Here is a 16,905-nt window from a genome sequence, read left to right as displayed (position 1 = left end):
TCCGCGCGTAGACTGAACGCATGCCCATCACGTCGGCGATGCTGCGCGTCGCGGAGCAGCATCCCGAGCGCCTCGCGATCGCGGGAGAGGGTCGCGCGCTGGCGTACGGCGAACTCATCGAGCAGTCCCGTCGCACCTTCGCCGTGATCGACGCGCTGCATGCGGATCGCGCGGACGGACCCGCGCGACCGGCGCCGGCGCCCGAGACCGGCGACATCCCGATCAGCGCGATCAGCGTCGACTCCGCGTTTGCAGCGGCGCGGTTCGTCGCATCCCTCGCGGGCTATCGCGCCGTGTCGGCCACGATCGACCCGCGCTGGCCGCTCGAGCACCGGGTGGGCGTGGTCCTCGCGACCGGCATCGGCGTGATCGTCTCGGATTCGGCCGATCTCGCGGCCGCGCTCGCGGAACGCGGCTGGGGCGGCACGATCCTGACCCTCGACGAGTTCGAGGATCGCGAGCGCCGCGCCCGCCCCGCACCGCCGCCCGCAGAGCGCCCGGGGGACGAGGCGTTCCTGCTGCTCTTCTCCTCGGGCACGACGAGCCGCCCGAAGGCGTTCCTGAAAACGCGACGGCAGTACCGCGAGAATGTCGCGGTGTCGAGCGCCCACCTCGAGCCGCTGCCCGGCGTCGCGACGCTCGCCCCGGGCCCGGTCTCGTACAGTCTGACGCTGTACGCCGTGATCGAGTGCCTCGCCTCGGGCGGCAGCGTGCACGTCGCCGATGCGTTCGATCCGTTCGCGGTCGCGAGTCGCGTGCGCGACGCGGGCATCACGCGCGTCGTCGCGGTGCCGGCGGTGGTGCAGGCGCTGGCCGATGCCGCCCGGCGCGATCCCGAGGCCTTCGCGCGGCTCGAACTCGTGGTGACCGGAGGGGCCAATCTGCCCGCGGCGATCCGGGAGGGTCTGGCGCGCGTGCTGCCGCGCGTGCGCCTCATCAGCTATTACGGTGCGGCTGAGATCGGGTTCATCGGCGACAGCCGCGACGGCGACGGCACGGCGATCTCGGTGTACCCCGGGATCGGTGCGAGCGTGCGCGACGCATCCGGGCGCGAGCTGCCCGCCGGCGAAGCGGGGACGCTCTGGATTCGCGCGGCCGCCTGCTCCGACGGCTACCTCGCGGGCACGACCGACGAGGTGCTGCGCGGTGCCGACGGCTGGGCGACCGTGCACGATCAGGCCCGCTTCGTCGACGGCAGACTGCAGCTGCTCGGTCGTGCGGGCGACATGGTGGTGACGGGCGGGCACAAGGTGTCGCTGCCCGAGGTGGAGCGCGCCTTCGCCGGCGCTCCCGGTCTCGCTGCGGCCGTCGCGGTGGCGCTCCCGCACGATGCGCTGGGCAGCGTCGTCGCCCTCGTCGTCGAGCCCGACGGTGATGCGACCCCGGATCGCGAGGCCCTCGCAGCGCTGGCCGCCGAACGCCTGGCACCGCAGTTCGTGCCTCGCCGGTGGTATGCGCTGAACCAGCTGCCGCGCACGGTGGGCGGCAAGGTGCGCAGGGGTGAGACGGCCGAGCGCGTCGCGGACGGAACGGCGGTGCGCCTGTGAGCGGAGCGGAGCCCGGCCGCAGCGTCGTCATCACCGGCATGGGCGCGGTGACGCCGAGCGGAATCGGGGTCGACGGGCTGTGGGACGCGGTGGTGCACGGGCGCAGCGCGATCCGGCGCCTCGACGGCCCGGAGTTCGCAGCGCTGCCGGTGCGGATCGGCGGCAGCATCGAGGGGTTCTCGGCGGAGGGGCTCGTGCCTGCCGGGCTCGCGCGGCGATTGAGCCCCGTGCAGCTCTGGGCGATCGCGGCGGCGGACGAAGCGCTGCGGCAGGCCGGCATCATCGGCGGGAGCAACGCCGGAGATCTGACGGGCGCGTTCGCGGGCGATGAGGATTGCGCGGCGGTCATCGCCGCCACCGGGTCGGGGCCCGTCGACGCCGTGCAAGCCGCCACCCGCGCCCTCGATGCGAAGGGCCCTCGGGCGGTTCCGCTGGCGCTCGCGGTGCACGGGGCTCCGGACGGGGCGGCCGCGCTCCTCTCGCAGCGATACGGCGTCACCGGGCCCGCGCAGGGCGTCTCCGCGACGTGCGCGAGCGGGGCGATCGCGCTCGGCGAGGGGCTTCGGCGCATTCGCCACGGGTACGCGGATGCGGTGCTCGTCGTGGGGATGGAGGACTGCCTCGGGCCCGTGAACCTCGCCTCCAACGCGAACCTGCGCGCGCTCGCGGCAGGGTACGAAGGCGCGCCCGAGCAGGCGAGCCGGCCGTTCGACCGTGCACGGGCGGGCTTCGTCATGTCGCAGGGGGCCGCCGCGATCCTGCTCGAATCGGCGGAGCGCGCCGCAGCGCGCGGGGGAGCACCGCTCGCAGAGCTCGCCGGCTTCGGAGCGTCGAGCGACGCCTACCACGCCACCGCACCGCATCCGGAGGGGCGCGGTGCCGCTCGTGCGGTGACGCAGTGCCTCGCGGACGCCGGGGCGTCGCCCGAGCAGGTCGACCACGTGAATCTGCACGGCACCGGCACACCAGCGGGCGACGCCGCCGAACTCGCCGCGCTCGAACGGGCGCTCGGCGACCGCGCTCGAACGGTTCCACTCACCGCGACCAAATCGAGCACGGGCCACCTGCTCGGCGCGGCAGGTGTCGTGGAGGCGATCATCTCGGTCGAGGCGCTTCGATCGCAGCGCATTCCGCCGACGCTCAATCTCACCGACCCCGAGTTCCCCGACTTCGACCTGGTGGCGGGCGCGGCGCGCGAGGTGCGGCTGCGCGCCGTGCTCTCGACCTCGTTCGGGTTCGGCGGGCACAACGGGGCGGTGCTCATGCGCGAGGCGGGGGAGGTCGCGGCCGCGAGCCGCACGACGACGAAGGAGACACGATGACCGATCGCGAACTCAGGCACGCGGAGCTCGCCGAGCGCTACCTCCCGGATGACCTGCTCAAGCGATTCCGTGGACGGGCCGCCGTCGTCGATCGGGAGAACCGCTTCTTCGACGAGGACCTGGCCGAGCTGCGCGACCGGGGCTATCTGCAGCTCTTCGTTCCCGCCGAGTTCGGCGGACCGGGATTGTCGTTGCACGAGGTGTCGCGCCTGCAGCAGCGGCTCGCCGGTGCGGCGCCCGGTACCGCGCTCGGCATCAACATGCATCTCATGTGCACCGGCGTGGTCGCGGCCATGTTCGCCCGTGGAGACCGCTCGCTCGCCCACGTCTTCGAGGAGACCGCCGCGGGCGAGATCTTCGCGTTCGGAATCAGTGAGCCGGCGAACGACTGGGTGCTGCAGGGCTCGAACACGGTCGCCGAACCGCAGCCGGACGGCGGTTACCGGTTGACCGGCACCAAGATCTTCACCTCGCTCTCGCCGGTGTGGACGCGGCTCATCACCCACGGGCTCGACTCGAGTGATCCCAACGCCCCGCAGTTGATCTACGGCTTCATCGAGCGCACCTCGCCCGGCATCTCGGTGTCGGAGCACTGGGACGTGCTCGGGATGCGCGCCTCTCAGAGCCGAGCGACCCGGCTCGAGGGCGCCGTCATGCGACCGGACCGCGTGGCGCGACGGATCGCACCCGGGCGCACACCGGACCTGCTGACGTTCGCGATCACCAGCAACTTCCAGCTGCTCGTCGCCTCGGTCTACGCCGGTGTCGCGCGGCGCGCCCTCGACGTCGCTGCAGAGGCGCTGCAGCGGCGGCGATCCGCGTCCCGGGACGCGCCGCTCGCCGAGGTGCCCGAGTGGCGCACTCGACTCGCGGACGCGTACCGCGAGTTTCTCGCGGTGCCGGCGCAGCTCGACGCATACACGCGCGACTTCGACGACCTCGTCGATCACGGCGCGGGGTGGCCGCCCCGGCTCGTGGCGTCGCGCATCGCGGCGGGAGAGGCGGCTCGGCGCGCGGCCGAGACGGCGCTCGCCTGCGCCGGGGGCGCGGGCTTCGACAACGGCAGCGAGGCGGGCAGGCTCCTCCGCGATGCGACCGCCGGGCTCTTCCACCCGCCGAGCACGGACGCCTCGCGCCCGATGTTCGCCGCCGCGCTGCTCGACCAGGGCTGAGCGGGGGCAGGCAGTTGGCGGATCCGGTCGTTCCGAAGGCGGGCTGATCCGGGCGCGTAGGTTCGCGTCGCACAGGGGATTCGGCGTCGTGCAGGGCGGACTGCGCAGCTCGCTACCGCGCGAGCGAGGATCCACTGCACGAAGGTCGGCGCGCCATCAGAAGCCGGGCCGCGGAGAAGATCAGGCGACCGGCGACGCCATTGTCGGCGGTCCCGGGCCACGATAGTCCGTGATCGCGGAGATCGGAAGAGGAGATCGAAGAGGCGATCGAAGCGGTGACCGAAGCGGCGTCTGCGAAGATGAACGCATGGATTCGCACGACCCCTTGGCGCTGGAGCGTCAAGTCTGCTTCGCGCTCACCGTCGCTTCGCGGGGCATCGTGGCGGCGTACAAGCCGGTGCTCGACCCGATGGGGATCACCCATCCGCAGTACCTCGTGATGCTCGCGCTCTGGGAGCACCGCTCGCTCGATCTGCGCACACTCGCCGAACTGCTGCATCAGGAGGCGTCGACCCTGTCGCCCCTGATCAAGCGCCTCGAGGCGCAGGGTCTTGCGCGCCGTGCCCGGAGCGCGAGTGACGAGCGCCGGCTCGAGATCACGCTCACCGAGGCGGGTGAAGCGCTTCGTACGAGTGCCGAGCAGGTGCCGATCCGCATGGCGGAGCGGCTCGGCATGACCGCCGCCGAGCTCGAGGCGCTGCACCGCTCCATGCTGCGCCTCATCGAGGGGAGCCGCGCGTCACTCGACGCAGACGAGGCAGTGCGCACCTGAAACGGCAGCGGAGCGCCGCACCTGTCTCTGGTCGCACTCTGCGACGAGATGCTACCGTTGCCGTAGAACTGCGCATATTGCACGATTTGGGGGCAGAATGCAGAAACGAAAGGCGAGCACGACGAGGCGTGTGCTCGGAGTGCTTGCCGCGTGCGCGATCGGCGCCGGAGTGCTGGTCGGCGGCCAGTTCAACGCGCCCCCCGCTCAGGCCCTCGACCTCCCGACGTGGGACGACGTGCAGAAGGCGAAGCAGAACCAGTCGACCGCGGCCGCGAAGGTGAAGGAGATCGAGTCGCTGATCGCCGATGGCGAGAAGGAGCTCGATCGACTGCGCAACCTGCACTCGACGACCATCGAGGAGCTGCACGAGGCGGAGGACGCGCTGGCTGCGGCGTCCGAGAAGGCCGCGAATCTCGAGACGCAGGCGGAGGCGAGTCGCAAGGAGGCCGACGAGGCCGCCGATCGCGCCGGGGCACTCGTCGCGCAGATGTACCGATCGGGCGGGGTGGATCGCAGCGTCGAGATGTTCCTCGACGCCGACGGCAGCACCGCCGACGCGCTGCTCGACCGCATGGCCTCGATGTCGAAGGCGACGGAGCGCAACACGACGCTCTCGCAGGAGGCGGAGCAGGCCGCGAACACCGCCGACACCCTCGGCAAGCAGGCGGAGGCGGCCGCGCAGGAGCGTGAAGAGCTGCGCCAGGTGCAGCAGGAGAAGGAGCAGGCCGCTGCTGAGGCCGTCGAGGGCCAGGGCGAGAAGGTCAGGAAGCAGGAGGAGCAGCAGAAGACGCTGGAGACTCAGCTCGCAGCGCTCAAGGACACCACGACGAAGACCGTCGAGGGGTACGAGGAGCGCCTGCGCATCGAAGAGGAGCAGCGTCGCGCTGAGGCCGAGCGCCTGCGCAAGGAGGCCGAGGCGGCGCGCAAGGCCGCCGAGGAGGAGGCGGCGCGCCGTGCCGCAGCAGGCGGCGGCGGTGGCGGCGGCGGCGGTGGCGCCCCGGCACCCGGCGGCGGTGGCGGTGGCGGTGGCGGCGGTGGCGGCGGCGCCCCGGCACCCCCCAGCGGCGGCGGTGGCGGCGGATCGAACGGCTGGATGTACCCGACCGCGGGCTTCTACGTCTCCGAGGGCTTCCGGCCCCCGGGACGCCCCGATCACACCGGTATCGACCTCGCCACGGGATGCGGCACGCCCATCTTCGCGGCGAAGGAGGGCACCGTCGCGATGACCTACTGGGATGGTGGCGGCGGTGGCAACATGGTCACCATCAACCACCCGAACGGATGGCAGACGCGGTACGCCCACATGATCGGCTGGGCGATCGTCGGCCAGGGGCAGTCCGTCTCTGCCGGGCAGGTCGTCGGGTACGTGGGCAACACGGGCGCGAGCACCGGATGCCACCTGCACTTCGAGATGCGCCCGAATCAGGACAACGGCTGGTACGACTTCGTGAACCCCGCCTGGTACATCGCCTTCCCGTAACCGGAGAGGTGCCCAGAACGAGTGAGGGACTCGGGATCATCGCGATCCCGAGCCCCTCACTCGTACACGGGCGCGTCGGCGCCGGTCGACTCAGTGCCCTTCGTTCTTCAGGCGATCCTGCGCCTCGACGATGAGCTGCTCGGCGTCGGCCGCGGAGCCCCACGCGTCGACCTTGACCCACTTGCCCGGCTCGAGGTCCTTGTAGTGCTCGAAGAAGTGCTCGATCTCCTTGCGGGTGTACTCGGGGATATCCGCGACATCCTGGATGTGCGCCCAGCGGGGATCCTTGTGCTGCACGGCGATCACCTTGTCGTCGCCGCCGGCCTCGTCGCTCATCTTGAGCACGCCGACGGGCCGAACCTTCACGCCGACGCCGGGGAACACCGGGTAGTCGAGCAGTACGAGCACGTCGAGCGGATCCCCGTCCTCGCCGAGGGTCTCCTCGAAGAACCCGTAATCGGTGGGGTAGACGAAGCCGGTGTAGAGCACGCGGTCGAGGTACACCCGGCCGGTCTCGTGGTCGACCTCGTACTTGTTGCGGCTCCCCTTGGGAATCTCGATGACGGCGTCGAATGCTGCGGCCATGCGCGCTCCTCCGTGCTTTCTGTGAGCGGCCGCGAGCGGCCGGGTGTGCATATGCGGCTCCCAGGCTACCCGACCCCGCTCGCCGGGTACCGTTGAACTATGCTGCAGAACGCCTTGCTCGCCACGCGCCGTGCCGTCAGGGATGCGCTGCGCGAGGAGTTCGGGAGGAGCCGGCCCGGCAGCACGGGCCGTCGGGGACGCGTGCTCGTGGCGCTCTCGGGGGGAGCGGACTCCCTGGCGCTCGCGGCGGCGACGGCGTTCGGGGCGGCGCGTGAAGGCTTCTCCGCCGGCGCCGTCATCGTCGACCACGGCTTGCAGATCGGCTCCGACCGGGTTGCGGAGCAGGCGGCGGCGGGGGCGCGCGGGCTCGGGCTCGACCCGGTGCTCGTACGACGCGTCGAGGTCACGACGGGCGCGAGTACCGGCGGGCCCGAAGCAGCCGCGCGGAAAGCGCGGTACGCAGCGCTCGCGGATGCGGCGAGGGAGGTCGGCGCCGTCGCGATCCTGACCGCCCATACCCGGGATGACCAGGCGGAGCAGGTGCTGCTCGGCATAGCCCGCGGGTCGGGAACCCGCAGCCTCGCGGGCATTCCGCCGCGTCGCTCGCTCGATGCCGGGCTCGTGGTACTGCGCCCGTTCGTGCGGGCGGAATCGGCGATCACGCGTGCGGTCACGGAAGCGGCGTGCGCCGAGGCGGGGTTCGAAGCCTGGCAGGATCCGCAGAACGCCGACCGTGCCTACACCCGCGTGCGCGCGCGAACGACCGTGCTTCCCCTGCTCGAGCGCGAGCTCGGCCCCGGTGTCGCCGCCGCTCTCGCCCGGACCGCTGAGCTCGCACGGGAGGACGCCGAAGCGTTCGACACGATGGTCGCGGAGCAGATCGAGGAGATCGTCGAGCACGCCGAAGCCGGGATCGCCGTGTCAGTCGCCGCCCTCGCGGCGAACCCCGCCGCGCTGCGCCACCGGATCATCCGGCGCGTGGCGGAGGCCGAGTTCGGCCGCGAGCTCAGCCGGGAGCACACGCTCGCGGTCGCCGCTCTCGTGACGCACTGGCGGGGCCAGGGCCCGATCGAGGTGCCCGGCATCACGGTCACCCGCGTGAGAGGACGCCTCGAGTTCGTGCGCCGAACGGGGTCGCCGCGCCAGGCGGGGCCGCACACCGATGACGGGGGTCGGCCGGGCCAGGCGGACGAGCCTCGTGTCGCCGACTGCCGTGCGGCAGTGGAAGAATAGACCCATGGATGCGAAACATCTGGGCGATGAGCTCTCCGTCGTACTGCACACCGAAGCCGAGCTGCACCAGCGGCTCGCCGAACTGGCTCGGGAGATCGAGGCCGATTACGCGGAGGAGCCGCCGCTTCTCGTCGGCGTGCTGAAGGGCGCCGTCATGGTGATGGCCGACCTCGCCCGCGAGCTCCGCTTCCATGCGCAGATGGATTGGATGGCGGTGTCGTCGTACGGCGCCAGCACGAAGTCGAGCGGTGTCGTGAAGATCTTGAAGGATCTCGACGCCGACATCACGGGGCGCGACGTGCTCATCGTCGAGGACATCATCGATTCGGGGCTCACGCTCTCATGGCTCAAGGAGAACCTCGAGAGCCGCGGCGCCAAGTCGGTGCGCATCTGCACGATGCTCCGCAAGCCGGAGGCGCTCAAGGTCGAGGTGGATGTCGCCTACGTCGGCTTCGACATCCCCGTCGAATTCGTCGTCGGCTACGGCCTCGATTACGCCGAGAACTACCGCAACCTGCGAGACGTCGCAGTACTCGCCCCGCACGTCTACGGCGGCGAGTAAGCTCCTCGCTCGGCTCGGGCGCCGGGTCATCGGATGCGCCGTGAGCGGACACGCACTCGCGGCACAGACCGATGTCAGTGGCGTTGGCTACGCTTACCGATGCTGGATCTCCCGGCACGCTCCTTCTGAAAGGTCCAGACTTGGCAGAGAAATCGACGAAGAGCACTTCGAAGAGCCGTCGGCTCCTGCGCGGGCCGCTGCTCTACCTGATCCTCGCACCGATCATCGTGCTGCTCGGCTGGTCGCTGCTGTCCGGCGGAAGCACGCGCGAGGTATCGACGGATCGCGGTCTCGAAATGCTCGCCGATGGGAAGGCGCTGCACGCCGAGATCATCGACGGGGATCAGCGCGTCAATCTGAAGCTCGAAGAGGCCGATGAGAAGACGGGGTCGCAGGAGGTCTACTTCTACTACGTGGCACCGCGCGGCGTCGACGTCGTGGACGCGGTGGACAAGGCGGATCTCGAAGACGGCTACACCGATCAGGTGCCGCAGCCGAACCCGATCTGGTCGCTGCTCAGCTTCCTCCTCCCGCTCCTCATCATCGGCCTGCTGATCTGGTGGATGCTCTCGTCGATGCAGGGCGGCGGCCGCGGGGTCATGCAGTTCGGCAAGTCGAAGGCGAAGCTCGTCTCTAAGGAGACGCCGCAGGTGACGTTCGCCGATGTCGCCGGCGCCGACGAAGCCGTCGAAGAGCTGCACGAGATCAAGGACTTCCTGCAGGACGCCACCCGGTTCCAGGCGGTCGGTGCGCGCATTCCGAAGGGCGTGCTGCTCTACGGCCCTCCCGGGACGGGTAAGACGCTGCTCGCGCGGGCGGTCGCGGGCGAGGCCGGCGTGCCCTTCTACTCCATCTCGGGCTCCGACTTCGTGGAGATGTTCGTGGGCGTCGGTGCGAGCCGCGTGCGCGACCTCTTCAAAGAGGCGAAGGCCAACGCCCCGGCGATCATCTTCGTGGACGAGATCGATGCCGTCGGTCAGCGTCGCGGGCAGGGCATGGGCGGCGGTCACGACGAGCGCGAGCAGACGCTCAACCAGCTGCTCGTCGAGATGGACGGATTCGATCCGAAGACCAACGTCATCATGATCGCGGCGACGAACCGCCCCGACATGCTCGACCCCGCGCTGCTGCGCCCCGGGCGATTCGACCGCCAGGTCGGCGTCGACGCCCCGGACATGCCGGGCCGCCTGAAGATTCTGCAGGTGCACGCGAAGGGCAAGCCGCTCTCGAAGAACGTCGATCTCGAGGTCGTCGCTCGCAAGACTCCCGGCTTCTCCGGCGCGGACCTCGCGAACGTGCTCAACGAAGCGGCGCTGCTCACGGCCCGCTCGAACGCGCAGCTGATCGACAACCGCGCGCTCGACGAGGCGATCGACCGCTCGATCGCCGGACCGCAGCGGCGCACGCGCCTGATGCGCGACCACGAGAAGCTCATCACCGCATACCACGAGGGCGGCCACGCGCTCGTGGCCGCCGGCCTCAACCACACCGATCCGGTGACGAAGATCACGATCCTGCCGCGCGGGCGAGCCCTCGGGTACACCATGGTGATCCCGCTCGAGGACAAGTACTCGGTGACGCGCAACGAGCTGCAGGATCAGCTCGCGTACGCGCTCGGCGGCCGTGTCGCCGAAGAGCTCGTGTTCCACGATCCGACGACCGGCGCGGGCAACGACATCGAGAAGGCGACGAGCACCGCTCGCAAGATGGTGACCGAGTACGGCATGTCGGCCACGGTCGGCCCCGTGAAGCTCGGTCAGGCGCAGCCGGGTGCGTTCATGGGCGAGTTCGGGCAGAGCCGTGACTACTCCGAAGGCGTCGCCATCACCATCGACTCCGAGGTGCGCGACCTGCTCGAGCAGGCGCACAACGAGGCGTACGAGGTGCTCGTGCGCAATCGGGATATTCTCGACGCCCTCGCTCGGGAGCTCCTCGAGAAGGAGACGCTCGACCACATCGAGATCGCCGAGATCTTCAAGGACGTGCAAAAGCTCGCTCCGCGCCCGACCTGGCTGTCGCACGACGGACGACCGGTGTCGAGCCGCCCGCCGATCGAGGTGCCGCCGGCGGTGCGCACCGACGACCGCGCGGTCGGCGACCCCGAGCCGGGTGCCGGCCTCGATCCCGAGGCGCCGAACGACGGCCCCGTGATCGCGGCGGACCCGGTGCCGGGCCCCGTCCCTCCCCAGGTGAGCGATGAACCGGGATTGCCCCCGCGCAACCTCGGCGCGCCCGGCGGCGACGATCGCGACGGCATCAAGTAGGTTGCATGGGTGACACGGTGGATCGGGAGCGAATCGCTTCGGCGGTGCGCGAGCTCATCAGTGCGATCGGGGAGAACCCCGACAGCCCCGAGCTCGCGAGCACGCCGTTTCGCGTCGCCGACTCGTACGCCGAGTTCTTCTCGGGCGTCGGCCGCGACCCCTCCGTGCTGCTCTCCGATTCCGTTCCCGTCGGCGACGACACGGGCGAGCTCGTGGTCGTGCGCGACATCGCGCTGCGGTCGATGTGCGAGCACCACCTGCTTCCGTTCCGCGGGCGCGCCCACATCGCGTACCGACCGAACGAGCGCGTCGTCGGGCTCAGCGCCGTGCCGCGCGTCGTCGACGTGCTCGCCGCCCGCCCTCAGATGCAGGAGCGGCTCGGTGAGCAGATCGCGCAGACGCTCCACGACGGGCTGAACCCCCACGGCGTGCTCGTAGTGCTCGAAGCCAGCCACGGCTGCGTCGCCGATCGGGGCGTGCGCCAGAGCGACTCGACGATCGTCACCGTGGCATCGCGGGGGGTGCTCGCCGACGCTGCGGAGCAGGCTGCGGTCTTCGCCCTCATCGGTCGCACCGGGAGCGGCAGCGCCGGGAGCGGTTCCGCAGAGAGCGGCGTCGCGTGATCGTGAGCGAGGCTCGCCCCATCGTGATGGGCGTGCTCAACGTCACCCCGGACTCCTTCAGCGACGGCGGCGCCTACTCGGAGCACGATGCGGCGATCGCCCGCGGCATCGAACTCGTGCGCCTCGGCGCCGACCTCGTCGACGTCGGCGGTGAATCGACCCGGCCGGGAGCAACCCCCGTGAGCAGTGTCGACGAGCAGGCGCGGGTGCTTCCGGTGATCGGCGCGCTCGCCGAACGCGGGATCCAGGTATCCGTCGACACGCTGCACGCCGAGACCGCTGCCGCGGCTGTCGCGGCGGGCGCACGCTGGATCAACGACGTCTCCGGCGGGTTGCACGATCTCGAAATGCTCGGCGTCGCCGCAGACGCCAGTCGTCGCTCCGCGGTCTCGTTCATCATCGGGCACTGGCGCGGCATCCCCGACCCGGCGCACGTGCGATCCGACTACGCGGATGTCGTGAGCGAGGTGGTCGCTGCTCTCGCCGAACGCGCCGAGGCCGCCGTCGCCGCCGGGGTGGATGCGGCGCGCATCGTGCTCGACCCGGGCCTCGGCTTCGACAAGACCGGTGCCCAGGGGTGGCAGCTGCTCGCCGGAATCGACGAGCTGCGCGCGCTCGGCTTCCCGGTGCTCGTCGGCGCGTCCCGCAAGCGCATGCTGGGGGAGGCGCTTGCCGAGCTGCCCGCGTCACCTCGCCGCCCCTCAGGCGGGGGTGCGCCCGCGCACGAGCGCGATCTGGCGACGGCGGTCGTGAGCGCGTTGGCCGCCGACGCCGGAGCGTGGGGCGTGCGCGTGCATGACGTGGCGGGCACGCGCCAGGCGCTCGCGGTGCAGGCGGCGTGGAGCGCCGCGCGCCGCGGCCCCGCATCGCCTGCGCGCGCGAACGACCCACAGCGCGTTAATGACGCACAGCGGGCGAGTGACCTGCCTGCTGACCGGATCACCCTCACGGGTCTCGAAGTGTTCGCGCACCACGGCGTCTTCGACTTCGAGCGCGCCCAGGGCCAGCGCTTCCTGATCGACGCGGAGGTCGCGGTCGACCTCGCGGGCGCCGCGGCCGACGACGCACTCGCTCGGACCGTCCACTACGGCGAGCTCGCCGATGCCATCGCCGACGCTGTCGGTCGTGACCCGGTCGACCTCATCGAAACGGTCGCGGAGCGGATCGCGGATGTCGCGCTCGGGTTCGACGGCGTGCGCTCCGCCACCATCACCGTGCACAAGCCCGATGCTCCCATCGGGCGGACGTTCTCCGATGTCTCGGTCACCGTCGTGCGCGACGCAGCGAGCAGGGCGAAGCCGTGATCGCGCAGCTGGTTCCCGTGCTCTTCGCCTTCGGCGCGAACCTCGGCGACCGCGGAGAGACCATTCGCGAGGCGCAGCGCGCCCTCGCCGAGACCGCGGGCATCGCCCGATTCGCTGCGTCTCCGCTGCGGGAGACGATCGCGTTGACTGCGGCCGGGCCCGATCCCGATGCTCCGCGCTACGTGAACGGCGTCGCGTCGGCGGTCACAACGCTCGATCCCCATGCGCTGCTCGACGTGATGCAGGCCATCGAGGCGGAGCACGGACGCGTGCGCGAGACGCGCTGGGGCGATCGCACGCTCGACATCGACCTCGTGCTCTTCGGCGGTCGCGTTATCTCCGACGATCGCCTGCACGTGCCGCACCCCCGTGCCCATGAGCGCGACTTCGTGCTCGCCCCGTGGCTCGACCTCGACCCCGACGCCGTGCTGATGGGGCACGGCCGGGTGGCGGATCTGCTCGACCGGATCGGCGACACCACGGTGCCGCTGCAGGACGACCGAGGGGCGATTCGAGGTCGGACCGCGCCCCGAGACACGGGAGCGCTCGATGAGGAGGATTGAGCGCAGCAACCCGCTCGGTGCTCTCGCAGCGGCCGCGATGGGCGCGGCCGTCGGGCTCGTCGTCCAGTTCGCGCTGTCGAGTCGCGGGCACGCACCCCTCTCACCCCCGCTGTCGCTCGCCGCGTCCCTGGTGCTGGTCGCCGGGGTGCTGCTCGTCTTCGGCTTGCGCCTCCGCCGCCAGATTCGCACGCAGCCGGGCGCGATCGACCCGTTCCACGCCGTTCGGCTGCTCGTGACGGCGCGCGCCGGCCAGATCGTCGGCGCCCTGTTCGGCGGATTCGGCTTCGGGTTGCTGCTGTCGCTCACCGGGCGGAGCGTCGCGGCGAGCTCGACCACGTGGCTGCCCATGGTGCTGGTGATCGTGTCGGGAGCCGCGCTGTTCGCGTGCGCGGCGCTCGTGGAGCAGTGGTGCCGCGTTCCGCCGGGGGATGATCCCGAGGAACGCGGCGACATGGACCCGGAGCCCCGCCCCGCCGACCCGGCCGTCACGCGAGACCGCTGACCGCAGACCGCTGACCGCTGACCGGAGACCGCCTGGGGCCTAAGCTGGAGACATGACTACGGGTGGTGTCGACGCAGCTGAGTCCGCAGCCGAATGGCAGACGGAACGGGTCGAGTGGAAGCGAGTGTCTCCGTCCTACGCATGGGCGGACCTGGCGGTGAACCTGGTCTTCGTCGTGGCGCTCGCCGCCGTGTTCGCGGTGATTTTCGTCTCGACGGAGGGGACGGCGCCGCTCTTCGTCAGCATCGGGCTGCCCGCGCTGACCCTGATCTTCCTGATCAACGCGATCTTCGCGTTCCGCCGCGTGCGCGCCATCGGGTACGTGCTGCGAGCGGATGATCTGCTCTTCCGACGCGGCATCATGTTCGAGCGCGTCATCGCCGTGCCCTACGGCCGCCTGCAACTCGTCGACGTCACTCGCGGGCCGCTGCTGCGCGCGCTCGGGCTCGCGACGCTCAAGTTCGTCACGGCTTCGGCGGCGACCGGCGTCAATCTGCCGGGCCTGCGGTACGAGGACGCCGAGCAGCTGCGCGATCGGCTCGTGGAGCTCGCCGAGGCGCGGAGGTCCGGCCTGTGACCGTCGACCCCGAAGTCGACGCCCAGCTGCCCGGGGCGTCCGACGCCGAGGGGTGGCGGCGCATGCATCCGTTGTCGCCGCTGCTCCGAGGCGGGCTGGCGCTGATCGTGATCGCCGGCATCATCGTCGCGAACTTCCGCGACCACTTCGTCCAGTTCTTCTTCGCGAACAACATGGGCGACGGGGATTCCTCGGTCGACGTCTCCGGCGACCGCGACCTCGTCGATGTGTACGAGTTCCTCGTCGCGGAGGGGCTCGTGCTCGTCGCACTCGGGGGAATCCTGCTGGTCCTGCTGCTGATCGTGCTGTTCTCCTGGCTTGCGTGGAGGTTCGCGACGTACCGCATCACCGAGGCGGCCGTCGAGGTGCGGAACGGCATCGTGTTCCGGTCGCACCGGCGCGCGCCGCTGGAGCGCATCCAGAGCGTGAACCTGCAGCGGTCCCTGCTGGCACGAGCGCTCGGTCTCACGAAGATCGAGGTCGTGACCGCGGGCCAGGGCGGGAAAGTCGAACTCTCATTCCTCGGTCACCGCGACGCGAAGACCGTCCGGGAGCAGATCCTGCAGGTCTCCGGCACCCGGCGTCGAGGCGGCGAGGCGCGCACGGTCGCGGAGGTCTCGGGCCCCGCTCCGGTCGGATTCGACGGATCCGTGCACGCGCAGGCGAGCGACGGGCTGACGGCTCGCGCGCACGATTTCATCGACACGGACATCGACCCCCGTGCGCTGGAGGCTCAGACCCTGGTGAAAGTGCCGGTGGGACGGCTCGCTGCGAGCATCGCGCTGAGCTGGGAGTCCGTCATCCTCGTGATCCTCATCATCGGCATCGTCATCGGCGGCGCCGTGCTGGAGGCCTTCCTCATCTTCGGCGTCGTCCCGCTGCTCATCGTGATGGCGAGCGTCATGTTCGGGCAGTTCAACAAGGGGTTCAACTTCACGCTCTCGCGCACCGATGATGCGGTGCGCACGGGCTCGGGCCTCACGTCGACCATCACGGAGTCCATCCCATTCGGGCGCATCCACGCCGTCGAGGCCCGTCAGCCGCTCCTCTGGCGCCCGCTCGGCTGGTGGAAGGTGCGCATCACGACCGCCGGCCATTCCGTCGCCCAGGGCGGGCAGAACGCCACGCAGAACGTCGTGCTGCCCGTCGGGCGGGAATCCGATGTGCTCCGGGTGATCGAGACGCTGCTCCCCGGCACCGGGGACGAGGCCCACGAGATCGAGACGCTCCGCGACGGCCTGGTCGGCCCCGCCCGGAGCTACGTCCGCGGCGGCCGTCGATCGGGCGCGGTGCTGCTCTGGGGCCGGCGTCGCGCCGGCCTGCGCATCGAAGACACCGGCGGCGACGATGCGACGCTGCGCATCCGCCGCGGCGTGCTGACGCGGTCGCTGTCGATCATGCCGATCCTGCGCGCGCAGTCGATCCAACTGCGGCGGCCCCTCGTGCACCGCATGCTCGGCCTCGGATCGATCTCGGCGCACACGGTGCTCGGGCCGGTGCGCATGGAGATGCGCGGCATCGAACTCGGCACCGCCCGCGAGATCTTCGACGCACTCGCCGCTCTGGTGCTCCGCGTGCAGGGCGCTGAGGCGCAGCGCATCCTCGAGGCGCGTGACGCAGGCCCGGTGCCCGAAGCGTGAGCGCGGGTGCTGCCGCCTCCCGGCTCGGCATCGGCGTCATCGGCTCCGGTCGTGTGGGGCCGGTGCTCGCACGTGCGCTCGCGGGAGCCGGTCACGCCATCGTGGGTATCACCGCGTCGAGCGATGACGGGCGCGAGCGGGCGGCGACCATGCTGCCGGGCGTGCCGGTGCTCGAGGTGGCCGAGGTGGTGCGACGGTCCGAACTCGTGCTCTTCGCAGTGCCCGGCGGAGAACTTCCCGACCTGATCGCGGGCCTCGCGGCGACCGGCGCGTGGCAGCCCGGGCAGCTCGCGATCCACACCGCCCCCGAGCACGGCTACGGGGTGTTCGCCCCGGCGCTGTCGGCGGGGGTGATCCCGCTGGCGCTCCACCCCGCCATGGTGTTCACTGGCACGAGTCTCGACCTCACCCGGCTCGCCGAGGCGACGGTGGCGGTCACGGCACCCGCGCCCGTACTGCCGATCGGCCAGGCGCTGGCGGTCGAGATGGGAGCGGAGCCGGTGATCATCGCCGAGCAGGATCGCGCGGCCTATGCGGAGGCGGTCGGCGCCGCGGGCGAGTTCTCCCGGGTGATCGTGAGGCAGGGCGTCGACGCGTTGCGCGCGCTCGGCGTCGAGCGCGCCGACCGCGTCGTCGGCGGGATCGTGCGCGCCGCGGTCGAGGAGGAGCTGATCGCGGGGGAGCCCGACCCCGAGGTGTGACGTGCAGCCCTGCGCGCGACCGCCCGCTCGCCGGGCACTCCGGCGAGCGGAAGCTAGG

The 16,905-nt window shown here is 71.1% G+C and carries 16 protein-coding genes; 15 read left to right on the top strand and 1 reads right to left on the bottom strand.

Annotation, left to right across the window (positions count from 1 at the left end; translation table 11 throughout):
* Positions 1-20: 20 nt before the first annotated feature.
* From PQI23_RS05185 to PQI23_RS05165, 5 genes are all read left to right on the top strand, one after another.
* Positions 21-1,547: a class I adenylate-forming enzyme family protein gene (locus tag PQI23_RS05185; protein WP_339972223.1), complete on the top strand. Its 1,527-nt coding sequence runs from the start codon at positions 21-23 to the stop codon at positions 1,545-1,547.
* Positions 1,544-2,869: a beta-ketoacyl-[acyl-carrier-protein] synthase family protein gene (locus PQI23_RS05180; protein WP_339972221.1), complete on the top strand. Its 1,326-nt coding sequence runs from the start codon at positions 1,544-1,546 to the stop codon at positions 2,867-2,869. Before PQI23_RS05185 ends, PQI23_RS05180 begins: the two co-directional genes overlap by 4 nt.
* A complete protein-coding gene (locus PQI23_RS05175) occupies positions 2,866-4,041 on the top strand; it encodes an acyl-CoA dehydrogenase family protein (RefSeq protein WP_339972219.1) in 1,176 nt (391 codons plus the stop codon). The genes PQI23_RS05180 and PQI23_RS05175 overlap by 4 nt, the downstream gene beginning before the upstream one ends.
* A 307-nt stretch (positions 4,042-4,348) precedes the next feature.
* Positions 4,349-4,813, top strand: a complete 465-nt coding sequence (locus PQI23_RS05170) for a MarR family winged helix-turn-helix transcriptional regulator (protein ID WP_339972217.1) — start codon at positions 4,349-4,351, stop codon at positions 4,811-4,813.
* A gap of 97 nt (positions 4,814-4,910) precedes the next feature.
* Positions 4,911-6,293, top strand: coding sequence for a peptidoglycan DD-metalloendopeptidase family protein (locus PQI23_RS05165; protein WP_339972215.1), 1,383 nt, complete (start codon positions 4,911-4,913; stop codon positions 6,291-6,293).
* Positions 6,294-6,383: 90 nt separating this feature from the next.
* On the opposite strand, the gene ppa is transcribed toward PQI23_RS05165, so the two are convergent.
* Complete coding sequence (ppa, locus tag PQI23_RS05160; RefSeq protein ID WP_339972213.1) at positions 6,384-6,878, bottom strand: inorganic diphosphatase; 495 nt, start codon at positions 6,876-6,878, stop codon at positions 6,384-6,386.
* 99 nt (positions 6,879-6,977) lie between these two features.
* Between ppa and tilS the strand changes: the two genes are divergently transcribed.
* The 10 genes from tilS (at position 6,978) to PQI23_RS05110 (ending at position 16,847) form a co-directional block, all read left to right on the top strand.
* Positions 6,978-8,111 carry a tRNA lysidine(34) synthetase TilS gene (tilS, locus tag PQI23_RS05155; protein ID WP_339972211.1) on the top strand — a complete coding sequence of 378 codons (1,134 nt, stop codon included), beginning with the start codon at positions 6,978-6,980 and terminating at the stop codon, positions 8,109-8,111.
* Between the two features lie 4 nt (positions 8,112-8,115).
* The gene (hpt, locus tag PQI23_RS05150; protein ID WP_010154661.1) at positions 8,116-8,673 is read left to right on the top strand and encodes a hypoxanthine phosphoribosyltransferase; all 558 of its coding nucleotides are present in this window, start codon (positions 8,116-8,118) and stop codon (positions 8,671-8,673) included.
* 140 nt (positions 8,674-8,813) lie between these two features.
* The gene (ftsH, locus tag PQI23_RS05145) at positions 8,814-10,937 is read left to right on the top strand and encodes an ATP-dependent zinc metalloprotease FtsH (protein ID WP_339972202.1); all 2,124 of its coding nucleotides are present in this window, start codon (positions 8,814-8,816) and stop codon (positions 10,935-10,937) included.
* 5 nt (positions 10,938-10,942) lie between these two features.
* Positions 10,943-11,560, top strand: coding sequence for a GTP cyclohydrolase I (gene folE / locus PQI23_RS05140; RefSeq protein WP_339972200.1), 618 nt, complete (start codon positions 10,943-10,945; stop codon positions 11,558-11,560).
* Between the two features lie 2 nt (positions 11,561-11,562).
* Positions 11,563-12,864 carry a dihydropteroate synthase gene (gene folP, locus PQI23_RS05135; protein WP_339972198.1) on the top strand — a complete coding sequence of 434 codons (1,302 nt, stop codon included), beginning with the start codon at positions 11,563-11,565 and terminating at the stop codon, positions 12,862-12,864.
* On the top strand, positions 12,861-13,427 hold the full coding sequence (gene folK, locus PQI23_RS05130; RefSeq protein ID WP_339972196.1) for a 2-amino-4-hydroxy-6-hydroxymethyldihydropteridine diphosphokinase: 567 nt from the start codon (positions 12,861-12,863) through the stop codon (positions 13,425-13,427). Before folP ends, folK begins: the two co-directional genes overlap by 4 nt.
* Positions 13,414-13,929 (top strand): DUF3180 family protein, encoded by a 516-nt coding sequence (locus PQI23_RS05125; protein ID WP_339972194.1) that lies wholly within the window; start codon positions 13,414-13,416, stop codon positions 13,927-13,929. Before folK ends, PQI23_RS05125 begins: the two co-directional genes overlap by 14 nt.
* Positions 13,930-13,981: 52 nt before the next feature.
* Entirely contained in the window at positions 13,982-14,506 is a 525-nt protein-coding gene (locus PQI23_RS05120) for a PH domain-containing protein (protein ID WP_339972192.1), read from the top strand.
* Positions 14,503-16,146 (top strand): PH domain-containing protein, encoded by a 1,644-nt coding sequence (locus tag PQI23_RS05115; RefSeq protein WP_339972190.1) that lies wholly within the window; start codon positions 14,503-14,505, stop codon positions 16,144-16,146. The genes PQI23_RS05120 and PQI23_RS05115 overlap by 4 nt, the downstream gene beginning before the upstream one ends.
* The gene (locus tag PQI23_RS05110) at positions 16,143-16,847 is read left to right on the top strand and encodes a DUF2520 domain-containing protein (protein WP_339972188.1); all 705 of its coding nucleotides are present in this window, start codon (positions 16,143-16,145) and stop codon (positions 16,845-16,847) included. Before PQI23_RS05115 ends, PQI23_RS05110 begins: the two co-directional genes overlap by 4 nt.
* Positions 16,848-16,905: the final 58 nt, after the last annotated feature.

The sequence above is a fragment of the Leucobacter sp. USCH14 genome (assembly GCF_037619215.1).
Classification (GTDB): Bacteria; Actinomycetota; Actinomycetes; order Actinomycetales; family Microbacteriaceae; genus Leucobacter.
This window is presented reverse-complemented; position numbering and strand designations above follow the sequence as displayed.